We start from the raw sequence: 22136 nt of genomic DNA, 5'->3' as shown, positions 1-22136 counted from the left end.
TAATTGTTTATTTTTCTTGAACCTATCGCTTCAAATGACGAATAATGAACGCTGTATGCCTTCCTTTTACGATGCTCGTGGAAGGCATACAAGCAATCTTATTGTTTTTAACGTGCTTTTGAGACAAGATCAAGTGCTTTTTGTGTATTTTCGAATAAATTGCTGGTGTCCTTTGGATCAATCAGTTTACTGCCCATACCTACCGCACATACACCTGACCTGAACCATGCTTTTAGATTTTCTATTTCGATGTCTACACCCCCCGTTGGTATAAAGTTCTGACCTTTAAAAAGATCCCGAATAGATGACATAAATGCTGGTCCCAAAATATTTGCAGGGAATAATTTTATCAATGCGGCCTGTTGCTGCTGAGCCGTGTAGATTTCGGTCGGTGTCATGCAGCCCGGAATCCACAACTTATGGTGCTCATGTACAAGCGAGCCAACCAAAGGATTCACTAAGGGTGCCACAATAAAATCAGCACCGGCCTGGAGAAACTGTTGTGCATCGTCCACCGATTTGATGGTGCCAATACCCAAGTAGAGGTCTGGCATCTCAAGGTCCCTCGTTGCAACAAGGCGCTCAAAAACAGCCAACGCCTCGGGGCCACGATTTGTAAATTCAAAAACGCGTACACCCGCTCGGTATAATGTTCGTAGAATATCGATACTTTCTTCCTGATCATGATGGAAGAATAAAGGAAGTGTTCCTTGTTCGATAATTTTATTTAATACAATCTCTTTTAAATTCATGTTGTTAATCTCTTTTTAATATCGTCCACTGTACTTGTTGTTGCATCGCTGGCGATAAATAGTTTATCGAATGCCGCGCTTGTTGCAAATTCTAGCGTCTCTTGCGGCGAAAGGTTGGAATACAATCCATAAATCAGACCCGCCATAAAGCAGTCGCCACTTCCTACTTTATCCAAAATCTCTTCCGCTATATAGGTTGTGGATTTGATCAAACGGTCTTTATCAAATAATGTGCTGTAGTATTCTATCCCTTTGGTATGGTGGTCAAAACGGAAGGTATTGGCGACATACTGGCACATGGGGTTGGAAGCAATGATTTCTCGGCTTGTCCGATCTGCTTGCGCGAGTAACTCTTCTTCGGTGTATCCTGACGTGTGTGTTAAGAATTGTTCGTCAAGCGGTGTACCCAGCATCTGATGCGCGGCCCATATATTGCCCATAATTAAATTGCAGTACTTGGCAATCCGAGGCATAACCTCTTTCGGTGTTTTACCATATTTCCAAAGCTTCGATCGGTAGTTAAGGTCTAAGGACACAAAAATTCCTTTTTCCTGTGCTTTTTGCACAGCTTCAAGACAGAGGTCTGCAATATCCTGGCTAATTGCTGGGCAAATTGCCGAAAAGTGAAACCATTTGACATCCTTCAAGGCTTTGTCCCAATCAATACTGCCGACTTTGAGGCTTGCAAAAGATGAATTGGCGCGATCGTAGATAACCCCCGCATTTTTTAGATCTTTACCTTTGGGGAGATAGTAAATGCCCAAGCGCTCTCCGCCCCATTGCATCGCCGATGTGTCTATGTTTCTACGTTTCAAATAGACATCTATACCTTCACAAATGGCATTTTGCGGTATCGCAGATAAGTAGGATGATGGCACGTTCCATAGGGCCAAAGCTGTAGCGACATTTAATTCTGCTCCTCCAACGTAGAAAGGCAATTGGTGCTGTTCAATCCAATTGTCTTCAATATCCGGACAGATCCGTAACAGCAATTCCCCAAAGCTTAAAACTTTACCCTGCATGTTCATTTATTAAAATTCAAAATATTCTTTTGCGTTATTGTAGCTGATATCCTGTATGATTTTCCCGACCCATTCGATATCATTTGGTATTTCTCCTTTTTCGATGTCCTGTCCAAAGATGTCACAGACCAATCTTCTGAAGTATTCATGTCTTGGAAAAGAAAGAAAACTTCTGGAATCGGTCAACATGCCTACAAGACGACTTAACAAACCCATATTCGACAAGGTATTAATCTGTTTTGTCATGCCGTCTTTTTGGTCCAAAAACCACCAAGCTGAACCAAACTGAATTTTTCCTTTGATAGAACCATCATTGAAATTCCCAATCATTGTCGCAATAAGTTCATTGTCGGCTGGATTGAGATTATAGATAATTGTCTTGGTTAGCTTATCTTGGTTATCTAATTTATTCAAAAACTTTGATAATGCACGTCCCTGACTAAAATCCCCAATGGAGTCCCAGCCTGTATCAGGACCGATCAAGCGATGCATGCGGGAGTTATTGTTACGTAAAGCGCCCAAATGGTATTGTTGCACCCAGCCTTTTTCATGATCCCATTCTGCAAAATAGACTAACATGGCCGATTTAAACTTCAGGCTCTCATCAAAAGTTATTTCTTTGCCTGCACGAATTTTATCAAAGATGAATGCGATTTCAGTTTCGGTGTAATCTTCAGCATAGATCTGTTCCAAACCATGATCTGAGACTTTACAGCCGTTGGTCGCAAAGAAGTCGTGCCTTGCCTTCAAGGCCTTGAGGTAGTCGCTTAAACTGCTTATCTGCATATTGCTGACTTCTTCAAGCTTATTGATGTATTGGTTCAATGCAGGCAGGTCATCGCAATTCATTGCTTTATCCGGACGAAATGCCGGAAGCATTTTAAATGATTCACGCTCTTTCGCAAACTGCTGATGAAATTCCAGACTATCGATTGGGTCGTCTGTTGTGCAAACGACTTCAACATGCATCATCTTGAGTAGTCCGCGGACAGAATGACTATCTTGTTGCAGTAAAGCACTGGTATCTGCATAGATCTTGGCCGCGGTTTTTGGAGACAATACATCTGTTATGCCAAAATAGCGTTGTAATTCAAGGTGTGTCCAATGGTGTAGTGGATTACGCAAGGTATAAGGGACAGTTTCTGCCCATTTGATGAATTTTTCTTCATCTGAAGCGTCTCCGGTCACATAATGTTCGTTGACACCGTTGGCACGCATGGCCCTCCATTTGTAATGATCACCATGTAACCAAACCTGACTAATATTATCAAACTTGACATTATTTGCAATCTGTTCCGGGATTAGGTGATTATGGTAATCAATAATCGGCAGATGTTTTGAATAATTATGGTACAGCTCTTCAGCCGTTTTTGTGTTCAATAAAAAGTTGTCGTCTAAAAAAGTTTTCATACAATGTATTGATTTGTAGGTTCATCTGTTTTCTATCCTCTTTTGCTTGTCAAACTTTTTATTGCTGAAGTAATCGGACATAAAAAATGCAAAAAGGGGTGAAAGTACGGTCGCCTGAATTTCCCAAACTGTTTAAATGGTCAATGAAATTACCAATATTCAGGTCATACTTAAAGGAAATTCAATAAAATAAATGCGCAAACGTTATCGGTAGCGTTTAAGGCAATCGGGTTATACCGCATTTTCTACGTTTTCTAAGCACGTTTTCGCTATCGCAGATTGCTTGAAATTTTGAATAAGTCCCGAATAATATGATCTGCTAAAGCGTAATTGTATTGCATATAAAAAGCAATTTCTCTAAGTTTGTTCAACAAATTGCTCAACATGGATATCCAATCACTTTATCAGATTTATAAACAGTATCCGAATATTACAACAGATACACGTAAAATAGAAAAAGATAGTCTATTTTTCGCCTTAAAAGGGGCCAATTTCAATGGGAATACTTTCGCCGAGAAAGCGCTTGAAATGGGTGCTAAATACGTTGTTATTGATGACGAGACCTACCGAAAAGGAGAAGCGTATATTCTTGTTGATGATGTTTTAAAAACATTACAGCAACTAGCGAATTACCACAGACAGCAATTGGATATTCCAGTTATTGGAGTGACGGGAACCAATGGAAAAACCACGACAAAGGAATTGTTGTACGCTGTTGTTTCGCAGAAATACAAGGCCTATGCAACAAAAGGAAATTTGAATAATCATATTGGTGTTCCATTGACATTATTGGCCATAGATAATTCTGTTGAGCTAGCAATCATCGAAATGGGGGCAAATCATTTGGAAGAAATTGCTTTTTTGTGTGGGATTGCCGAACCGACACATGGTTTGATTTCTAACGTTGGCAAAGCACATCTAGAAGGTTTTGGATCTTTTGAAGGAGTAAAGAAAACCAAGGGCGAGCTGTACGATTGGCTGCAGGACCATCAAGGGGTATTATTTTTGCAGGCAGATAACCCACATCTTAAAGAGATGGCTTCCGCCCGCAAGATAGCCAACATTGTCACTTATGGTTTTTCGGAAGGTAATGATGTGATTGGAAAGCTTCTTAGGGCAAATCCCCTTTTGCAAATTGAATGGCACAAGAAAGGCACGGCCGAATCTTATGTTGTCGATACCCATTTAACAGGATCTTATAATACCGAAAACTTTCTTGCAGCTATTGCAGTAGGTTTGCATTTTGGCGTTTCTTCTGCGTCAATCAATCGGGGTATTGAAGGATATACCCCTACGAACAATCGTTCGCAGGTTATGAAAACTGCCCACAATACGCTAATCTGCGATTATTATAATGCAAATGCAACAAGCATGGCTGCTGCATTGGATAATATTCGGATTATTGAAGCGGATAAGAAGGCTATTGTATTGGGTGATATGTTTGAATTGGGGACAGAATCATTTGAAGAACATAAAAAAATTGTCGAGAACGTAAGAGCTATTCCTGCAGATCGCAAAATTTTTGTAGGAAAAGAATTTTTCGCACATCGTTATGAAGGTGGAGCATTTTATGAAACTACTGCCGAAGCAAAACAGGCAATCAGCGGAAATCCTATTGTGGACAGCACGGTCTTATTGAAAGCGTCAAGGGGTATGGCCTTTGAAAATCTGGTCGAACTACTGTAGCCTTTTTAGCTTTATGCTATGCACAACGAGGGGATAAGTTCGGGGTGCGAACATATGGCGACCATGGTGCTCCCGCATTGAATGTACTTAAAAAGGTGGACTCAACGTGGACTCACTGTGGACTTACCGTGGTTGCGGGACGAAGTTGATAGGATGTTGCGGAAACCTTCGTTCCACTGAATCCCGAATGACTCGCCCAGTAGCATCGAGCGAAAGGAAGTGCAAAACAAACAGTTTTGTCATGTAAGGATTAAATAATAAGGAAAATGAGCAAATTCGTTCTACGGAGAAATGATGCTCATTTGGAAAAACGTACCTTTGTTGCATATAATGGATAAAAGACGTTTTTTTTTAGAAATAGCCTATTTTGGACAGGCTTATCATGGTTGGCAAATTCAGAATAATGCAATTTCCGTGCAGGAAGTGCTGAATAAGGCGCTTGAAACCCTGTTGCGGGAACCCATTGAAACAACTGGAGCTGGCCGTACAGATACAGGTGTTCATGCCAAGCAATTGTATGCACATTTCGATGCAGCCCCTGTGGGTATTCTACAAAAAGCTGATCGTTTTATTCATTCGCTCAATGCACTATTGCCCTTTGATGTGGCCGTAAAGCGCCTGATCGAAGTGGAACCCGAAGCACATGCTCGCTTCGATGCGACACAAAGATCCTATGAATACCATCTTCATTTTCATAAAGATCCTTTTATCTATCCCTATTCATGTTTTATGCGCGATCGTCCGGATGTTGAAAAGATGAATGAAGCTGCACAATTTTTATTGGGTAAACAAGATTTCGAATGCTTTAGTAAGTCTCATACGCAGGTGTTTACAAATATTTGCGATATTCGTAGAGCCGAGTGGGTATGGCATACCGAACAACATTTGGTCTTTCATATTACCGCTGATCGCTTTTTGCGCAATATGGTGCGTGCTATTGTGGGTACATCGTTGGAAATAGGCATAAAAGGCAAACCTGTTTCATTTATGCAAGAGGTTATCCAAAGCAAAAACCGGGGGAAGGCAGGTGTTTCCGTGCCGGCACATGGGTTGTATTTAACAGAAGTAGCATATCCTTATATATAGAATTTAACGTGAGTCAAGATAAAATAACTGGTAAAACCTACGATCTCAATTTGGTGAAACGCATGAGTCGCTATATGCGTCCATATCATATGGCATTTTGGATATCGGTCGTCCTAACGATATTGCTGGCTGCAGTAGCCCCCGCTTTGCCTATGCTGATCCAGCATACGCTGGATAACTATATCCTAAACTTCGATACCAATGGATTGTCCCTCATGCTGATTGCAATGTTGGCATTGGTCATCCTGCAGACTTTGATCCGTTATTACCATACCTTAATGACAAATACTCTGGGGCAGTCGGTTATCCGTGATATTCGGATTCAGGTATTTAACCACATTGTTCAACTCAGGCTGAAGTATTTTGATCGCACAGCACTGGGAAAATTGATTACCCGTACCATCTCTGATTTGGAGACTCTTTCCAATATTTTTTCTGAAGGTTTGATTCAGATTATCGGCGATTTATTGCAGTTGGTCGTTATTCTGGTTGTGATGTTTTATTCCGATTGGAAGCTGACATTGATTGTTTTAATTCCGATGCCTTTGATGGTGGCAGCGACTTACGTATTTAAAGAGGCGATGAAGTCTGCCTTTATCGATGTGCGGAAATGGGTTTCTAACTTAAATACCTTTTTGCAGGAACACATTACGGGAGTCGGTATTATCCAATATTTTGCGCGTGAAAAGCAGGAAATGGATAAATTTAAGGAAATTAATGCGCAACATCGTAATGCCCATATTCGGACCAATTGGTATTTCTCCATCTTTTTCCCTGTTTTGGAAATTATCATGGCCATTGCTTTGGGATTGTTGGTCTGGTTCGGTTCCAAACAAATTATGGGTGATGTGATCTCTCCGGGTGTAGTGGTGGCCTTTATCATGTATATCAATATGATCTTTAGGCCCATTCGGGAGCTTATTGACAAATTCAATACGCTTCAAATGGGCATGGTTAGCGCTGAACGGATTTTTGAAGTGTTGGATACCGATGAAAAGACTCCAAATTTGGGTACATTGAAACCTGCACACATCAAAGGTGAAATTGCGTTTCGCGATGTTTGGTTCGCCTATAATGAGGAAAACTGGGTCCTAAAGAATGTAAACTTTAATGTTAATCCGGGTGAGACGCTGGCTTTAGTTGGGGCTACTGGTGCTGGAAAATCTTCTACCATCAATATTCTAAGCCGTTTTTATGAAATCAATAAAGGTGAAATTCTGTTGGACGGCCGTAATATCCGCGATTATGATCTCGATTATCTGAGAAATACCATTGCGACGGTATTGCAGGATGTATTCCTCTTCTCGGATAGCGTCATCAATAACATCACATTAGGCGATCCAGCGATATCTAGAGAACAGGTCATTGAAGCCGCAAAAGAAGTGGGGGCGCATGATTTTATTATGCGACTACCTGGGGGCTATGATTATGATGTGAAAGAGCGGGGTGCAACCTTATCCGCGGGGCAGGCCCAATTGATTTCTTTTATCCGAGCCTTGGTACACGATCCCCGGATTCTAATTTTAGACGAGGCGACATCTTCAGTAGATACCGAAACGGAAGAAATGATCCAGCATGCAATCGATAACCTCATGAAAGGAAGAACATCGATTGTTATTGCCCACCGCTTGTCCACCATTCAGAAGGCGGACAAGATTATTGTGTTGGATAAAGGCGAAATCAAGGAAATTGGAACGCATCAGGAATTGCTATCTTTTGATGGGTATTATAAAAAACTATACGACTTGCAATTTCATTCCGCGGGGATTTAATTAAGCGATTATACTCTCTTTGGGGATCGTTTCTTCATCTTCGATCCGTGTATTTGCTTTAATCTCTGAACCTCGCCCTACGAGCACGTTTGCTCCGATTGAGACATTTGGTCCGATGTTGACAAAATCTTCAATAATGGTATTGCTTTCGATAACAGCAGAACCGGCGATAACGCAATGGTTGCCTATCTGTACATCGGGGGCGATGGAAGCGCCGGGGAGGATAATGGTGCCTTCACCAATCTCCGCTCGTTTTGATACGTAGGCTTTGGGATGGATGAGGGTCTGGTAATTCCAGTCTGCATTTTCCGATACAATCCGTTGGCGAAGGCCTGGGTTCTTGACTGCAATAAAGAAATCTTCCTCCGTGCCTTTTACTTGATGGTGAAGTTGAACCTCATAATCGAATACATCTTCAATGAGCAATGATTTGTCAATAAGACCACCAATTTCAATCGCTAAATCTTCTGCTACATCTACCGCAGTTTTAGCGTGAGCAGTTGCACCGTATATATATAACATGGTATTTTTTTTTCGCAAAGATAAAACTTTCTAAAATGAAGCCCTTTGGTATCGTGTAAAAAAATGCAACAAAATATAGGGTTTGATTGTTTTGCTGTTTAATGAGCTGTAAGGTTGATTGTTTTTTCGATCGCAATTATATTGCATATAAAAATCAATTTATCTAAGTTTGTTGGTATACAAAAATTAAACTATGATTCAACGTATCCAAACTGTTTATTTGCTGATAGCAGGATTAGTCATATTCGGCTTATTTCTATTTCCCTATGTTAATTATAGCGATTTAGTTGGTTTAGGAAAGAATGTGAAGGTGACCGGTGTGTATAGTGTCGCTGCGGGTCAGCCGGTACACGAGGGGGGATTTGGTTATATTCTCCAGACTGTGGCCACCGTATTATTAGGCGGGCTTCCCCTGTTCACGATATTTAAATTTAAACAGCGTAAAGTTCAACTTTTGCTTATTTGGGTAGAGGTTGTCGCAATTATCTTATTTGCAGTGTGGCTATATTCTTCTGCAAGTACTCATCTCGCTACGGTGAACCAATTTTTGGGTGCTGGGAATATCGGCGTAGGATTCTTTTTGTTGCCTATCTCGATTATTTTCTGTGCGTTAGCCATGGGAGGTGTACGTAAAGATGAAAAGTTGATCCGGTCTGCCGATCGATTGAGGGCATAATTTTGAAAGAATAATCCAATAATAGTTAAAGCCACGAAGACCGTGGCTTTTTTAAATATAATATGATATGAACGTTTTTTTTAGATATGTTGTTGTCTTAATGCTCTTCCTTGTCGGTGGGTTTGTAAAGGCGCAGTCGGCAGATTCATTGTTGGTTGTTGATGATATTCAATTCGATGTAAAGGAATTTCACGTAGATGAGCCTAAGCATGAATTGGTGATCAATTTGTTTGCTATATCGTATAGTAAGAATCCTCGGGAATATAAAATGAACACCTTTTCCACGCAAGTGTTGGATCAGAAGAAACAGCCCCATTTCTTTTCCACGATTCAGATGGGAAATGTATTGGTTAAATTTGAAGATAAGCAGAATTATCTGCACTATTTGCTAGAAGAAGATAAGCCTGTGGATATACAGGTCGTTGTAAAGGATTGGAAGAAAACGGATAAACCGGTTATGGTTAAACTGGTCTTTGAGAGCAGTACAGAAGAGGGGGAGTTTTTGGAGGTTCCTATTTCATTAAAGAAATAATTGATTTTGTCTCTTGACAAAAAAAGCTTCGAAGTTATAACTTCGAAGCTTTTTTTGATTATTCAATATTATCGATTGTATCTGATCTGCTGTTTGTCCATCATGCCCATCTGGTCTTTCATCATTTTGATCTGATCAGCTAACAACTTATTTTTATCTGCTTTTTTAGCTTCTTGAAGAAGTTTTTCGGCTTCACGTTTATTGCGCTTCGCCATGGCTACACCGGCTAGGCTCAATTTTGCTAAGGCGATGTTATGGTCCATATGTAGACCCAATGCCAATGCTTTCTTAAAATATTTTTCAGATTGCATAGGTGCACGTTGTGATTCGATCAGTCCGATCAGCATGTTGTAGTAACCATGCTGTTGTGGGATCAATTGCTTTTCGTAGTTGGTGATTTTACCTAGCCATTTTTCAGCTGCGGCCATATTTTGTTTACGCATATGCCATTGCGCAATCAGCATATATTCATGGAAAAATACAGTAACAAAACCCAAGATCGTGACCAAGATCCCTAAAATTCCCCATCCCCAATTTCCGGTCCAGAATAAGGCAACTGTTCCGATAAGCAATGCACTGCAAATAATGATTCTAACGAGATTTGACATAAATCTTTGTTTAAAATATTTGTATTCAATTTAATTCTGCAAATATCCGTTAATTTCACCGTTTAAGCAACTCGTTCAGGTTGTTATTTTGTAAAAATGTGTTTTTCTAGAAAATGGTAGCTTTTATGTTAATCGATGTGTTCTGATAATCTTGCTTTGGTACAACGCCGAATAGGTGGGCAGCCGGATAAATTTGCCTTTATATGCAACTTTGTCTATGTTTGAATTATGGAAAAGCAATACGATGATTCTTGGGCTCCTGTGTTAAGGCCTTTGTTCGCTCAGCCCTACATGAAACAGTTATCTACTTTTGTGCAAGCAGAGCGTCAGAAAACGAAAGTGTTTCCACCGGCAGATCTGGTGATGAATGCTTTTAAGCTGACGCCATTGGATCGGGTGAAAGTGGTTATTTTAGGGCAGGATCCTTACCACAATGACGGGCAGGCACATGGGCTGTCTTTTTCAGTTCCGGCAGGGATTGCCTTGCCCCCATCTTTAAAAAATATTTTTAAGGAATTGCAAGATGATATCCCTGGTTTTGTTGAGCCGCATGCTGGCGATTTGACTTCTTGGGCCAAGCAGGGGGTATTATTGTTAAATGCGACCTTGACAGTTCAGGCGCATTTGGCTGGTTCTCATCAAAAGAAAGGCTGGGAGATTTTTACAGACAGTATTATTCATGCCATTTCGGAGCGTTGTGAACATGTGGTGTTTTTGTTGTGGGGAAGTTATGCCCAAAAGAAAAGTGTACTCATTGATGCGAAGAAGCATCTTATTCTAACGGCGGTTCATCCCTCACCGTTGTCTGTCTATCGTGGTTTTTTTGGTAGTAAGCATTTTTCACGCGCAAACCAGTATTTGACGGCACATGGTAAAACCCCAATTGATTGGCGCCTGATTTAAGTTGTGGCTTGGGTTAAATTTTGCGAAGCGTTTGCTGTCCAATAGCTAAAGTAGATAAACATCATTGCCGGTGATTCGCGCATGGCGCAAATGCGTCCAAGAGCGAGATTCCGGTAATGATATTTTTGATTGGGCTTAATTCCCTCGCTTAATATTCTAAAGGAATAATGGGTTCTTTTTTGCTGGTCGACATAATCATCATGGTTTGGAATGTCTTTACAAAAGGTATTTTGGATATTTTTTCCATGATGACGCCTTCATAAGCTTTGATATCTTTTACGTAAACCTTGAGGATGAAATCACAATTGCCTGTAACGTGATGGCATTCGGTTACTTCAGGTATCATTTTGACTGCAGCTACAAATTCAGGAATAGCGTTGTGGGTATGGAAATCGAGTGAGATCTGTATGAACGACTTGATCCCAAGCCCCAGTTTCTCCTCGTCCACAAAGGCATGGTAACTTTTGATGAAGCCGGAGTTTTCCAGTTTTCGCACACGCTCTAAGGTTGGCGCGGGGGACAGTCCGATGCTAGATGCGAGTTGCAAATTAGTTATACGACCATTCTCTTGTAATAGTTTAAGAATTTTTAAATCTGTTTTATCCGGTGCAAAGGGCATATCTTAAGTCTTAATAATCAATAGTATTTGTAAATATACAAAATTATATTTGGAAATTTAAAAATATACAAAATTATTGGTGATAAATAGATTTTAGCTATATCGTATTTTTATAATTATAATTTTAATCGATGCAAAATCATTTGACTGTCATAATCGATTGAAATGTGCTCATTTTAATGAAATGGAGTGATAAATGTCATTTTTTTATTAAAAATGCCTTCGTAAGGTGCTATTAAATGCTGTTTTATTGGCTTTGAAATTGTAACTTTGCAGTTCGATAGGTGCGGAGGTGAAGCCCTCCCAAATTAGTTAAACCGTGAGAGCGCAATATGAGTACTAAAGACGACGATTTGTTAAAAGAGCTAGAGCTCGAAGAATATAAATACGGGTTCACGACAGATATCGAAATGGAAATTGCAGCCAAAGGCCTTACTGAGGATACGGTTCGTTTTATTTCGGCAAAAAAGAATGAACCTGAATGGCTATTGGAATGGAGATTAAAAGCTTTCCGTCATTTCTTGACGTTAAGAATGCCTACTTGGCAGAATTTCAAAGCTCCCGAGATTGATTTTCAGGAGATTTCCTACTATGCAGCCCCGAAAGCAAAACCGCAGCTTAATTCGATGGATGAGGTTGACCCTGAGTTGATTTCCACTTTCGAAAAGTTGGGTATTCCTTTGGATGAGCAAAAAATATTAGCGGGAGTTGTGGCTGTAGATGCTGTCTTCGATTCGGTATCTGTAAAAACAACGTTTCGTGAGAAATTAAAGGAGCAAGGTGTTATTTTCTGTTCATTTGGTGAGGCCGTGCAAGAGCATCCTGACCTGGTGAAAAAATATTTGGGTACAGTGGTTCCGCAGACAGATAACATTTATGCAGCTTTAAATTCTGCAGTGTTTTCGGATGGATCCTTTGTTTACGTTCCAAAAGGCGTTAGATGTCCAATGGAATTGTCTACCTATTTCCGTATCAATGCACAGAATACTGGGCAATTCGAACGCACGTTGATCATTGCGGATGAGGGGGCTTATGTTTCTTATTTGGAGGGATGTACTGCACCTATGCGTGATGAAAACCAGCTGCATGCGGCAGTGGTTGAATTGATTGCCGAACGTGATGCTGATATTAAATATTCTACCGTTCAAAACTGGTACCCTGGTGATAAAGAAGGAAAAGGTGGTATTTATAACTTTGTAACCAAGCGTGGAATCTGTAAGGGCGATAACAGTAAAATCTCCTGGACACAGGTAGAAACCGGTTCTGCAATTACATGGAAATACCCGGGTGTGATCTTAAAGGGCGATAACTCTATTGGTGAGTTTTACTCTGTAGCCATGACGCGTAATCATCAGGTAGCTGATACAGGAACGAAGATGGTTCATTTGGGTAAAAACACAAAATCTAAAATTATTTCTAAAGGTATCTCCGCCGGTAAGAGCCACAACAGTTATAGAGGTTTAGTGAAAATCGGTCCAAATGCCGACAACTCACGTAACTTTACACAATGTGACTCCTTATTGATCGGTGATAAGTGTGGGGCACATACATTCCCTTACATCGAAAATAGAAATAAGACGGCCAAATTAGAGCATGAGGCGACTACTTCCAAAATCGGTGAGGACCAGGTATTCTATTTGAATCAACGGGGTATCGATTCTGAGAAAGCTGTTGGTTTAATTGTCAACGGGTATGCAAAAGAAGTATTAAATCAATTGCCGATGGAGTTTGCTGTAGAGGCTCAAAAATTATTGGCAATTTCATTAGAAGGTTCAGTAGGATAGATAAAAAATCATTGGGAATGTAGTTTAAGTCGCTACATTACACCATACTCAATACGAATAAAATGTTAAGCATTAAAAATTTACATGCGTCTGTAGAAGACAAACAAATATTAAAAGGGTTAAACCTAGAAGTAAAAGCTGGCGAAGTTCATGCGATTATGGGACCAAATGGTGCTGGTAAAAGTACATTAGGGAATGTATTAGCAGGACGTGAATCCTATGAAGTAAGTGAAGGTTCCGCACTATTGGACGGTGTAGATTTATTGGATCTTTCCCCTGAAGACCGTGCGCGTGAAGGGCTGTTTTTGGCTTTTCAATATCCTGTTGAGATTCCGGGCGTATCGAATATCAATTTCTTGAAAACGGCTGTAAATGATATTCGTGAGTACAAAGGTCTTCCGCCAATGGAAGCGAAGGAATTTTTACAAATGGTAAAAGACAAGCAAAAATTGGTTGAGTTTTCAGCTAATTTGGCTAACCGCTCTTTAAATGAAGGATTCTCCGGTGGTGAGAAAAAGCGTAACGAAATTTTTCAATTGGCGATGTTGAACCCGAAATTATCTATTTTGGATGAGACAGATTCTGGTTTGGATATCGATGCACTTCGTATCGTTGCAAATGGTGTGAATCAATTGCGCTCTAAAGACAATGCTTTTATTGTTATTACACACTACCAACGTTTGTTGGATTATATCGTTCCAGATTTTGTTCACGTATTGTACAATGGCCGTATCGTGAAATCGGGACCTAAAGAATTAGCTTTGGAGCTCGAAGAAAAAGGATACGATTGGTTAAAAGAATATGATACACAAAACGCCTAATCTTTTACCTGAGTAAATAGGATTAGAGGAGAATTTTGGCGATTTGATTAAAAAATAACATGAGTACATTAGTTTCAGAATCATTACTTCAACAAGTGTTGGGAGCTTTCAAAGAGCAAGGCGTTTCAGACGAACCTTCGTTTTTCGTGGAGGCCCGCCAACTTGCATTCGAGCGTTTCGAAGCAGCAGGCTTTCCCACCGTTAAGAATGAAGAATGGAAATATACAAACATCCACAGTATTATCAATAAGCCTTATGCGCTTGATGTCGATGTGGATATCGAAGGCTTAGACTTTAGTGCAGGTGAGATTCCGCAGTTGGATGCCTACCGCATTATTTTGGTGAATGGTCAGTATGTATTAGCAGTAAGTGAATTAGAAAATGTAAAGGGACTGTCGGTTATTCCAATGGATGAAGCCACTTCAGAGCCTGCATTTGAGTCCCATTTTGCTAAATATGCGGATAAGTCAGACAATATTATGGTCGCTTTGAATACGGCTGCTTTTACCAATGGCGTTTTTATCCATTTGAAAAAGGGAGTTGTACTTGATAAACCAATACAGATTATTCACGTCGCTACAGGGAAAGAGGATTTCTTTGCACAAACACGTAATTTGATCGTTGTCGAGCCAAATGCAGAACTTGAATTGATCGAAAGCTTTATCACTGCAGAGGGTACCGCAAATAATGTGCACAATAAGGTCTCTGAGATTATCGTCAAAGAGAATGCTAAAGTACAACATTATTATTTGCAGCTCGCGGAATCTGTAAGCCGTTACTTTAATCATACAGAGGTATATCAAGAAAAATACAGTCTTTACAATAATTACAACTGTAATTTTCCAGGCGCTTCGTTTATCCGTAACAATATCAACGTCCGTTTGGATGCCGAGCATGTGGAGAGCCATTTATATGGAATCAACTTAACGGCTGCCGATCAATTGGTCGATAATCATACCATCGTAGACCACCTGAAACCACATTGTGAGTCCTATGAATGGTATAAAAATATTACACAGGACAAGTCCGTTGCGGTTTTCAATGGAAAAATCTTTGTGCGCGAGGATGCGCAGAAAACGAATGCTTTTCAACAGAATAATAATATGTTGATGTCAGACAATTCGGCGGTTTATACCAAACCACAGTTGGAAATCTTTGCCGATGACGTAAAATGTTCACACGGGTGTACCATCGGTCAGTTTGATAATGAAGCGTTGTTTTATCTGAGAGCAAGAGGAATTGGCGAAGAGTCTGCCCGTATCCTGTTGGTGCACGCATTTGCATTTGACGTAACGACACGTTTCTCAAATGAGGTTGTTCGCAAATATGTTGAAGAGCTTGTAGAAGAAAGCCTAAGAACAAATTAAATCCATTTAGGATCATATAGCTTTTAAATATGGCGTTTACTGAATAGGTAAACGCCATTTTTTTTCATAGACCAATACATCATAGCCTTCGTATCAAGCGCCAAGTTGCGTCTTGTTGCTCTTGCTTGAAGAGCGTTTAATCGTATTGGGAGAAGCGCTTAAAGTTATCATTGTTTGCTGTAGGGTAGACCCTAGTAATTTTGGATATCAACTTCGTCATTTTCACGGTATAACAACGGATCTTAATCGGAGCTACAACGCTAATTGTTCGCTCACAACCGAAGAAGCACCGAACAAGTACCGAACAAGCTCCGAAGAAGCACCGAGGAAGCTTCGAATGGAACCAACGTTGAAACTAATCCGTTCTTGGTACTTGCTTTAAATTGTGCTAATAATTTTTTCGGCAATTTTAGTTAAAATCAAACAAAGATAAAGGTGATGAAGGGCTGAAATGTAGGGAATAACAGAGCACTATTAAACGAAAAAAGCTTCCAAATTTTGGAAGCTTTTTTGAGCGAAAGACGAGATTCGAACTCGCGACCCCAACCTTGGCAAGGTTGTGCTCTACCAACTGAGCTACTTTCGCGTTGATGTTACAAAAGTAAGGCATTTATTCGTATTCTGCAAGAGGAAAAGCAAAAAATATTAACTTAAATTGATCGCATCAACACAATTAATACCGTCTATAGCCGCCGAAATGATACCGCCGGCATAACCTGCCCCTTCACCACAAGGGTAAAGTCCTTTGACCTGAGGGTGTTGTAAATCTTCTTTATTTCTAGGAATCCGAATCGGTGAAGATGTACGTGACTCTACACCGACTAAAATGGCTTCATTGGTATAATACCCTTTCATCTTTTTGCCAAAGATGGGCAACGCACCGCGTAATGCTTCGTGAACAAAAACAGGTAGCACTTCGGTGAGATCTGCAGATGCTGTTCCGGGCTTGTACGAGTTTTCTGGCAGATCCATAGATACACGTCCTTCGACAAAGTCGACCATGCGTTGCGCCGGAGCAACGAGCTTACCGCCACCTACGGCAAAAGCCTTTCGTTCGATCTCTTTCTGAAAATTCAGTAATGCAAATGGATCCTTATGTGCATTGGCAACGTCCTCAAGGTTGATCTGAATAACGGTGCCTGAATTGGCGTGCGGATTATTTCGTTTGGATGGTGACCATCCGTTGACAACGATTTCATCTAAATCTGTTGCACAGGGAGCAATGACGCCGCCTGGGCACATGCAGAATGAAAATACACCACGGTCATTCACCTGTTCAACCAGGCTATAATAGGCTGGCGGCAAATGCTCGCTTCTTACCTGGCAGTGGTATTGCGCCTGATCAATGATTGCCTGCGGGTGCTCGATACGCACGCCCAAAGCAAATGCTTTGGCTTCGATCAGCCAATTGTTGCGATGAAAAAGCTCGAAAATATCCCGCGCAGAGTGCCCTGTTGCTACAATGACATGATCTGCCTTAATTTCTTCACCATTGGCTAATTTGACACCGCGTACTTGACCGAAGGATTCTAAAATGTCATCGACACGTTGGTCAAAATGAAATTCGCCCCCAAATTCAAGGACGCTCTCGCGCATGGCTTCAATAATATGTGGCAATTTATTTGTACCGATATGTGGGCGCGCATTGACCAGAATATCCGTCGTTGCCCCATGGGAAACGAAAAGTCTGAGTACTTTGTCTACGTCACCTCGCTTATTGGAACGTGTATATAATTTTCCGTCTGAGTACGTTCCAGCTCCACCTTCGCCAAAGCAGTAGTTTGACTCAGGGTTTACGATGCCTTCCCGGTTCAACTTAGCTAGATCGCGTCTACGGTCTTGGACCTTTTTACCGCGTTCGATTACAATTGGTTTGAGACCACGTTCAATACAGCGTATTGCTGCAAACAGGCCGGCAGGGCCCGCGCCAATAATAATAACGGGTTTTCCGTCTTTAACGGACTTAAAATTATTTTCGTAGATTTCTGGAACAGGAAGCTCGTCAATGTAGTAAATAACACGAGCTCGATAAACAACCTGCTTGCTTCGGGCGTCAATGGAACGTTTACGGATTTTATAACCTTTGACTTGTTGAGGTTGGACTTTCAGGGCTTTGATCCCTTGCTGTAGAATATACTGATCGTCCTCGATTCTTTCTGGAAGTATCGCAATTTCAATTTCTTTTTGCATAGTATGAGGGCTGGGTTTTTATCCCAAAACCGGGACAAAGTTAATGAATATTGGCTATTTGGAGATTTGGAAATAAAAATATTCTTATCTTAGTAAGAGCTTGGTATATGCTTTGATAGTGTAACCGTAAAATTTGAATAGTATTTAATTCTTTGAACAATGAAAATTAAAAGATTTTTGGTCGCCCTATGTGGTTTATTTGCATTAGTATCATTAAACTCCTGTGGCTACAATACGATGGTCTCACAAGATGAGAATGTTAAAGGAAAATGGGCACAAGTTGAAAATGCGTATCAACGTCGTGCGGATCTAGTTCCAAATTTGGTTAATACAGTAAAAGGAGCGGCAAAACACGAAGAAAGTACATTGACAGCTGTTGTAGAAGCAAGAGCTAAAGCTACTTCCGTGACGATTAATGCCGATGATTTGTCTGAGGAGAATATTGCCAAGTTTCAAAAAGTTCAAGATGAATTCAGCGGTTCGTTGAGTCGTCTTTTGGCGTCTGTTGAAGCTTATCCTGATTTGAAAGCCAATCAGAACTTTTTGGAATTACAAGCACAGCTGGAAGGTACTGAAAATCGTATTTCAACAGAACGTAGATCTTACAATGAAGCGGTACAGCAATATAATACCACCGTACGCAGCTTCCCGAATAATTTAATGGCGGGGATGTTCGGATTTAAGGCAAAAGGTACATTTACTGCTGCCCCAGGTTCGGATAAAGCGCCAACGGTATCATTCTAACAGCAAATTGTTAGGAATGAACAGGATGATGGATGATGCGGCTTTCGTAGAAGCACATCATCCATTTTTTTATCGTGTTTTAATTAGTTTAGACCCTTTGAATCTGGAATAACCGGTATGGTAATCTAGTTTTGGAGTGCAAACGTATACAAACTATGGCATTAAATTCTGAAGAACAAGAGAAGATCGTTCACGCTATTAATGTGGCTGAAAATGAGACTTCTGGTGAGATTCGTGTAGTGGTCGAAAATCATTGCCCCGACGAGGTACATGATCGTGCAACCTATTATTTTTCCAAATTGGGCATGCACAAGACTACATTGAAAAATGGTGTTCTTATCTATATCGCGCTGGAAGACCATAAATTTTCCATTATTGGCGATAAGGGAATTCACCAACGTGTAGAAGGTGATTTTTGGAACAGTACCAAAGATCTAATGGTGGCGGAGTTTCGGGTGGATCGCATTGTTGAGGGCTTGGTCAAAGGGATCGAACATGCGGGTAAACAATTGGCAAAATTCTTCCCGCGTGAACACGATGACATCAATGAGCTTCCAAATGATATTGTTTTTGGAGACCGTTAGTTGTTAAGTGACCAGAAACAGTCCCGAGAAGCTATTCCCTGTCTCACAAATAAACTGATAAAGATCGTGATAAACCCGATTTCGGGATTCACCGAACGCCATTTGCATGAAAACTGCTCAAGGCAAATAAAAATGAATAAAAGAGAATTATAGGATGAAATTTGTATCGAGATTATTTTCTCGGGTTCGGATCCCTGCTATGGCTATGTTGCTTTGTTTGCTGTCGGTAGCCACAGTATTGGGTCAAGATTTCCCAGAAACATCAAATAGGCTTGTCAATGATTATACAAACACATTGACCGCAAGTCAGAAGCAATTATTGGAGCAGAAGCTATTGGCATTTGAGGATTCCGCATCTACGCAGATTGCAGTGGTTATGATGAATTCTACCGGTGGCTATGATATTTCTGATTATGCGGTTCGTTTAGCGAAAAAATGGGGTATTGGGAATAAAAAGTATAATAACGGTATTCTGTTGTTGGTCGCTCTGGGAGATCGGGCGGTGACTATTCAAACAGGTTATGGCATAGAGGGCGCTGTCCCGGATGCCATTGCATATCGTATTATTGAAAATGATATCAAGCCGGCTTTTCGTCAGGGCGATTACTACAAAGGAGTGGACGATGCGACCAGTTCCTTAATTTCCTACACAAAGGGTGAGTACAAAGCTGATCCAAAACAACCGAAAGGAAAGGGATCAGGTTCGGTGATGTTTGTTGTTATTATTGTGATAGTCTTGGTTGTTCTTTTCTCCAATCGCGGTGGACGAGGTGGTGGCGGTGGTGGCCGTGTGATGAATGGACGCGGCGCTTCTGATATCTTTTGGTGGACATTGCTGAATGGTCTTGGCGGCGGTGGCGGCCGAGGTGGCGGCGGTGGCTTCGGCGGAGGCTCTGGTGGCGGATTTGGCGGTTTCGGTGGCGGTGATTTTGGTGGTGGCGGTGCTTCCGGACGTTGGTAACATCTTTGCTAAATAATGTTAAATAGGACGACAGTGAAACGGAAATGTTTTACATTTATGGGAAGTATATAATTATGAAAAAGGGAATATTAATGGGTTTAAGCTTTTTACCAGCCTTGTTAATGGCACAAGAAAGCTTCACGGTTACAGGAAAAGTAAACACGACGTCAGACAAAGCGAAAGTGTTTATGCAGTATGCTGCGAATGGCACTCGTCAGACTGATTCAGCAACGGTCGTAAAAGGCGAATTTAAGTTCAACGGACAGGTAGCTACACCAACAAAAGGTATGATGATTTATTCGCCGGAGGGCTTAACTTTTGCAGAACTTAGAAATAGTCAAAAGCAACCTGAGACAGCACAGTTATATCTTTCTAAAGGCGTTATCAAAGTCGATGCAACCAAAGGGTTTAAAAATGCAACGGTCTCAGGTACGGCGCTTAATGACGATCTGACGCAGTACAAGGCTTTTGTGAAACCGCATACAGATGCGTTCGAGGCATTGAACCAACAATATTATGCGGCTTCGGAGACGCAAAAACAGGATCCTAAATTCATCGAAGGCTTACAAAAACAAGCTGGTGAGATTTCCGAAAAAATGGAAAAAGCAGATGCTGAATTTATTAACAAAAACCCAAAAAGCTGGTATACGTTGGATTTGTTGTCTGAGAATGTCAGCGGTGAAAACGTCAATGAATATGTAGCTTCTTTTGAGAAAATGTCTCCTGAACTGAAAAATTCTGAAAAAGGGAAGGAATTGGCTGAGCGTATCCAGAAATTGAAAGCAGTAGCTGTTGGTTCGGTAGCTCCTGACTTCACATTGCCAGACACAACAGGAAAGAATATTTCCTTATCTTCCTTAAGAGGAAAATATGTTTTGTTGGATTTTTGGGCAAGTTGGTGTGGTCCTTGTCGTCATGAGAACCCGAATGTCGTTGCGGCTTTCAATAAATTTAAAGATAAAGGATTTACCGTGTTTGGTGTTTCTTTAGACAATCCCGGTAAAAAAGATGCTTGGTTGAAAGCTATCCATGATGATAATTTACAACAATGGCCACACGTTTCAGACCTACAGGGCTGGAAATCAGCTCCGGTAAAATTGTACGAAGTACGTGGTATTCCGCAAAACTTCCTCATTGATCCTTCTGGTAAAATTGTCGCATCAAATTTAAGAGGTGAGGCTTTGGAAGCGAAGTTAGCAGAATTGCTAAAGTAAAATGATATTTAGTTGCCATTGGGCATGAATAACCCCTAATTGTTATACTCATGTGAACTGAGTCTGCAATTAGGGGTTTCTTTTTATAGTCGTCCTCATCCAATCGCTTTTTTGGCGCAGCGACTAATTGACGACTCTAAAAGGCGAATAGCGTGACGACTGCAAAACATTGAATGAATTTGCTAACTTCGTCTGCTGCTATAGCGAATGATTGCGTGAAACCGCTATATCCTCGTAACAGCCGGATTAGGGGATGATGAATCCTAGGTATTTAAACATGGTGATCAGCGCTATTGGGGTTATAAAATTGTAAAGATGAAGAAAACAGTAATTTTGGGTATATTCTTGGGGACGGTGATTGCTTCCTGCGGTGGCGATCAAGATAAGGGAATTCCTGTTGTCAACCTAGAGGCGTTGCATGCCATACCTTTGGATCACCCGATTGATCAATTGGCTAAAGACACGACATTTATCGATGTTACGTTGCCGCCTAACGCCAGAATCGATCATTTGTCACAACAGGAGCTGGGTCAACTAAAGGCTGCGGCATATCGTTTTTATCAGCATGTTACACTGGAAAATAATCAATACCGTGTTGATCTCAAAGATCCTAAAGTCCTACACCTATCGGAACAAGTTATTAAGGCGTATGAACAGGCGATCAGCAATACGAATCATTTTGCGGACTCGATGGCCAAAGCAGGCCAGGCCATTCAGCTGCCGCCGGTATCTGAAGAATACCGCAATAATTTGCTTAAATAACAATTGGCAGGATATGATGCTCATATGCCTTTATGGAAATGACCATTCAGGTATCAGGCCTTACCAAAGAATTTGGACAAATCTAGCAACGCAAGGCATAAAAAAAGAAGCTGTCTCAAAT

Annotated in this window: 21 protein-coding genes and 1 tRNA gene; 14 read left to right on the top strand and 8 right to left on the bottom strand. The window is 40.9% G+C overall.

Annotated elements, in window-relative coordinates; all coding sequences use genetic code 11:
• Nucleotides 1-107: 107 nt before the first annotated feature.
• From B3H30_RS16070 to uxaC, 3 genes are read right to left on the bottom strand one after another with little or no spacing between them, the layout of a single operon-like run.
• The gene (locus B3H30_RS16070; RefSeq protein WP_070561479.1) at nucleotides 108-752 is read right to left on the bottom strand and encodes a bifunctional 4-hydroxy-2-oxoglutarate aldolase/2-dehydro-3-deoxy-phosphogluconate aldolase; all 645 of its coding nucleotides are present in this window, start codon (nucleotides 750-752) and stop codon (nucleotides 108-110) included.
• Nucleotides 749-1774 (bottom strand): sugar kinase, encoded by a 1026-nt coding sequence (locus tag B3H30_RS16065; RefSeq protein WP_286834604.1) that lies wholly within the window; start codon nucleotides 1772-1774, stop codon nucleotides 749-751. Before B3H30_RS16065 ends, B3H30_RS16070 begins: the two co-directional genes overlap by 4 nt.
• A 9-nt stretch (nucleotides 1775-1783) precedes the next feature.
• Nucleotides 1784-3184 carry a glucuronate isomerase gene (gene uxaC, locus B3H30_RS16060; protein ID WP_070561475.1) on the bottom strand — a complete coding sequence of 467 codons (1401 nt, stop codon included), beginning with the start codon at nucleotides 3182-3184 and terminating at the stop codon, nucleotides 1784-1786.
• Nucleotides 3185-3568: 384 nt separating this feature from the next.
• On the opposite strand from uxaC, the gene B3H30_RS16055 reads away from it, so the two are divergent.
• The 3 genes from B3H30_RS16055 (at nucleotide 3569) to B3H30_RS16045 (ending at nucleotide 7728) form a co-directional block, all read left to right on the top strand.
• The gene (locus B3H30_RS16055) at nucleotides 3569-4870 is read left to right on the top strand and encodes a UDP-N-acetylmuramoyl-tripeptide--D-alanyl-D-alanine ligase (RefSeq protein ID WP_112375083.1); all 1302 of its coding nucleotides are present in this window, start codon (nucleotides 3569-3571) and stop codon (nucleotides 4868-4870) included.
• A 330-nt stretch (nucleotides 4871-5200) separates the two neighbouring features.
• Complete coding sequence (gene truA, locus B3H30_RS16050; protein WP_112375082.1) at nucleotides 5201-5956, top strand: tRNA pseudouridine(38-40) synthase TruA; 756 nt, start codon at nucleotides 5201-5203, stop codon at nucleotides 5954-5956.
• Between the two features lie 8 nt (nucleotides 5957-5964).
• A complete protein-coding gene (locus B3H30_RS16045) occupies nucleotides 5965-7728 on the top strand; it encodes an ABC transporter ATP-binding protein (RefSeq protein ID WP_286834602.1) in 1764 nt (587 codons plus the stop codon).
• On the opposite strand, the gene B3H30_RS16040 is transcribed toward B3H30_RS16045, so the two are convergent.
• Entirely contained in the window at nucleotides 7729-8250 is a 522-nt protein-coding gene (locus B3H30_RS16040) for a hypothetical protein (RefSeq protein WP_070561469.1), read from the bottom strand.
• Between the two features lie 193 nt (nucleotides 8251-8443).
• Between B3H30_RS16040 and B3H30_RS16035 the strand changes: the two genes are divergently transcribed.
• Together B3H30_RS16035 and B3H30_RS16030 are read left to right on the top strand one after the other, a co-directional pair.
• On the top strand, nucleotides 8444-8926 hold the full coding sequence (locus B3H30_RS16035; protein ID WP_070561467.1) for a DUF4293 domain-containing protein: 483 nt from the start codon (nucleotides 8444-8446) through the stop codon (nucleotides 8924-8926).
• 67 nt (nucleotides 8927-8993) lie between these two features.
• Nucleotides 8994-9458: a hypothetical protein gene (locus tag B3H30_RS16030; RefSeq protein WP_070561465.1), complete on the top strand. Its 465-nt coding sequence runs from the start codon at nucleotides 8994-8996 to the stop codon at nucleotides 9456-9458.
• Between the two features lie 68 nt (nucleotides 9459-9526).
• Here B3H30_RS16030 and B3H30_RS16025 read toward each other — a convergent pair whose 3' ends face one another.
• Nucleotides 9527-10066 (bottom strand): hypothetical protein, encoded by a 540-nt coding sequence (locus B3H30_RS16025; protein ID WP_070561463.1) that lies wholly within the window; start codon nucleotides 10064-10066, stop codon nucleotides 9527-9529.
• A 228-nt stretch (nucleotides 10067-10294) separates the two neighbouring features.
• Between B3H30_RS16025 and ung the strand changes: the two genes are divergently transcribed.
• Nucleotides 10295-10969: a uracil-DNA glycosylase gene (gene ung, locus B3H30_RS16020; RefSeq protein WP_286834600.1), complete on the top strand. Its 675-nt coding sequence runs from the start codon at nucleotides 10295-10297 to the stop codon at nucleotides 10967-10969.
• 148 nt (nucleotides 10970-11117) lie between these two features.
• On the opposite strand, the gene B3H30_RS16015 is transcribed toward ung, so the two are convergent.
• Complete coding sequence (locus B3H30_RS16015) at nucleotides 11118-11588, bottom strand: Lrp/AsnC family transcriptional regulator (protein ID WP_046673117.1); 471 nt, start codon at nucleotides 11586-11588, stop codon at nucleotides 11118-11120.
• Between the two features lie 332 nt (nucleotides 11589-11920).
• On the opposite strand from B3H30_RS16015, the gene sufB reads away from it, so the two are divergent.
• The 3 genes from sufB (at nucleotide 11921) to sufD (ending at nucleotide 15560) form a co-directional block, all read left to right on the top strand.
• Nucleotides 11921-13372: a Fe-S cluster assembly protein SufB gene (gene sufB, locus B3H30_RS16010; protein WP_046673118.1), complete on the top strand. Its 1452-nt coding sequence runs from the start codon at nucleotides 11921-11923 to the stop codon at nucleotides 13370-13372.
• Between the two features lie 62 nt (nucleotides 13373-13434).
• Nucleotides 13435-14193, top strand: a complete 759-nt coding sequence (gene sufC / locus B3H30_RS16005) for a Fe-S cluster assembly ATPase SufC (protein WP_046673119.1) — start codon at nucleotides 13435-13437, stop codon at nucleotides 14191-14193.
• A 59-nt stretch (nucleotides 14194-14252) separates the two neighbouring features.
• On the top strand, nucleotides 14253-15560 hold the full coding sequence (gene sufD, locus B3H30_RS16000; protein WP_201639994.1) for a Fe-S cluster assembly protein SufD: 1308 nt from the start codon (nucleotides 14253-14255) through the stop codon (nucleotides 15558-15560).
• 513 nt (nucleotides 15561-16073) lie between these two features.
• Here sufD and B3H30_RS15995 read toward each other — a convergent pair.
• Together B3H30_RS15995 and B3H30_RS15990 are read right to left on the bottom strand one after the other, a co-directional pair.
• A tRNA-Gly gene (locus B3H30_RS15995) sits at nucleotides 16074-16146 on the bottom strand.
• Nucleotides 16147-16205: 59 nt separating this feature from the next.
• Nucleotides 16206-17750: an NAD(P)/FAD-dependent oxidoreductase gene (locus tag B3H30_RS15990; RefSeq protein ID WP_070561455.1), complete on the bottom strand. Its 1545-nt coding sequence runs from the start codon at nucleotides 17748-17750 to the stop codon at nucleotides 16206-16208.
• 165 nt (nucleotides 17751-17915) lie between these two features.
• On the opposite strand from B3H30_RS15990, the gene B3H30_RS15985 reads away from it, so the two are divergent.
• The 5 genes from B3H30_RS15985 (at nucleotide 17916) to B3H30_RS15965 (ending at nucleotide 22015) form a co-directional block, all read left to right on the top strand.
• On the top strand, nucleotides 17916-18494 hold the full coding sequence (locus tag B3H30_RS15985) for a LemA family protein (RefSeq protein WP_046673163.1): 579 nt from the start codon (nucleotides 17916-17918) through the stop codon (nucleotides 18492-18494).
• A 155-nt stretch (nucleotides 18495-18649) separates the two neighbouring features.
• Complete coding sequence (locus tag B3H30_RS15980; protein WP_070561453.1) at nucleotides 18650-19078, top strand: TPM domain-containing protein; 429 nt, start codon at nucleotides 18650-18652, stop codon at nucleotides 19076-19078.
• 199 nt (nucleotides 19079-19277) lie between these two features.
• On the top strand, nucleotides 19278-20039 hold the full coding sequence (locus B3H30_RS15975; protein ID WP_046673124.1) for a TPM domain-containing protein: 762 nt from the start codon (nucleotides 19278-19280) through the stop codon (nucleotides 20037-20039).
• 74 nt (nucleotides 20040-20113) lie between these two features.
• A complete protein-coding gene (locus B3H30_RS15970; RefSeq protein WP_286834598.1) occupies nucleotides 20114-21253 on the top strand; it encodes a TlpA disulfide reductase family protein in 1140 nt (379 codons plus the stop codon).
• A 315-nt stretch (nucleotides 21254-21568) separates the two neighbouring features.
• A complete protein-coding gene (locus B3H30_RS15965) occupies nucleotides 21569-22015 on the top strand; it encodes a hypothetical protein (protein ID WP_286834596.1) in 447 nt (148 codons plus the stop codon).
• The last annotated feature ends 121 nt before the right edge of the window (nucleotides 22016-22136 follow it).

It is taken from the genome of Sphingobacterium sp. UBA7038, assembly GCF_002494055.1.
Taxonomy (GTDB): Bacteria; Bacteroidota; Bacteroidia; order Sphingobacteriales; family Sphingobacteriaceae; genus Sphingobacterium; species Sphingobacterium multivorum.
The sequence above is the reverse complement of the archived record's forward strand: the minus strand, read 5'-3'. Positions and strand labels throughout refer to the sequence as shown.

Coding starts and splice junctions, on each gene's coding strand:
- sufC (WP_046673119.1), top strand. CDS start 13,435: ATGTTAAGCATTAAAAATTTACATGCGTCTGTAGAAGACAAACAAATA.
- sufD (WP_201639994.1), top strand. CDS start 14,253: ATGAGTACATTAGTTTCAGAATCATTACTTCAACAAGTGTTGGGAGCT.
- B3H30_RS15965 (WP_286834596.1), top strand. CDS start 21,569: ATGAAGAAAACAGTAATTTTGGGTATATTCTTGGGGACGGTGATTGCT.
- truA (WP_112375082.1), top strand. CDS start 5,201: ATGGATAAAAGACGTTTTTTTTTAGAAATAGCCTATTTTGGACAGGCT.
- B3H30_RS15975 (WP_046673124.1), top strand. CDS start 19,278: ATGGCTATGTTGCTTTGTTTGCTGTCGGTAGCCACAGTATTGGGTCAA.
- B3H30_RS16015 (WP_046673117.1), bottom strand. CDS start 11,588: ATGCCCTTTGCACCGGATAAAACAGATTTAAAAATTCTTAAACTATTA.
- B3H30_RS16065 (WP_286834604.1), bottom strand. CDS start 1,774: ATGCAGGGTAAAGTTTTAAGCTTTGGGGAATTGCTGTTACGGATCTGT.
- B3H30_RS15980 (WP_070561453.1), top strand. CDS start 18,650: ATGGCATTAAATTCTGAAGAACAAGAGAAGATCGTTCACGCTATTAAT.
- B3H30_RS16040 (WP_070561469.1), bottom strand. CDS start 8,250: ATGTTATATATATACGGTGCAACTGCTCACGCTAAAACTGCGGTAGAT.
- ung (WP_286834600.1), top strand. CDS start 10,295: ATGGAAAAGCAATACGATGATTCTTGGGCTCCTGTGTTAAGGCCTTTG.
- B3H30_RS16070 (WP_070561479.1), bottom strand. CDS start 752: ATGAATTTAAAAGAGATTGTATTAAATAAAATTATCGAACAAGGAACA.
- B3H30_RS15970 (WP_286834598.1), top strand. CDS start 20,114: ATGAAAAAGGGAATATTAATGGGTTTAAGCTTTTTACCAGCCTTGTTA.
- B3H30_RS16035 (WP_070561467.1), top strand. CDS start 8,444: ATGATTCAACGTATCCAAACTGTTTATTTGCTGATAGCAGGATTAGTC.
- B3H30_RS16030 (WP_070561465.1), top strand. CDS start 8,994: ATGAACGTTTTTTTTAGATATGTTGTTGTCTTAATGCTCTTCCTTGTC.
- uxaC (WP_070561475.1), bottom strand. CDS start 3,184: ATGAAAACTTTTTTAGACGACAACTTTTTATTGAACACAAAAACGGCT.
- B3H30_RS15990 (WP_070561455.1), bottom strand. CDS start 17,750: ATGCAAAAAGAAATTGAAATTGCGATACTTCCAGAAAGAATCGAGGAC.
- B3H30_RS16025 (WP_070561463.1), bottom strand. CDS start 10,066: ATGTCAAATCTCGTTAGAATCATTATTTGCAGTGCATTGCTTATCGGA.
- sufB (WP_046673118.1), top strand. CDS start 11,921: ATGAGTACTAAAGACGACGATTTGTTAAAAGAGCTAGAGCTCGAAGAA.
- B3H30_RS16055 (WP_112375083.1), top strand. CDS start 3,569: ATGGATATCCAATCACTTTATCAGATTTATAAACAGTATCCGAATATT.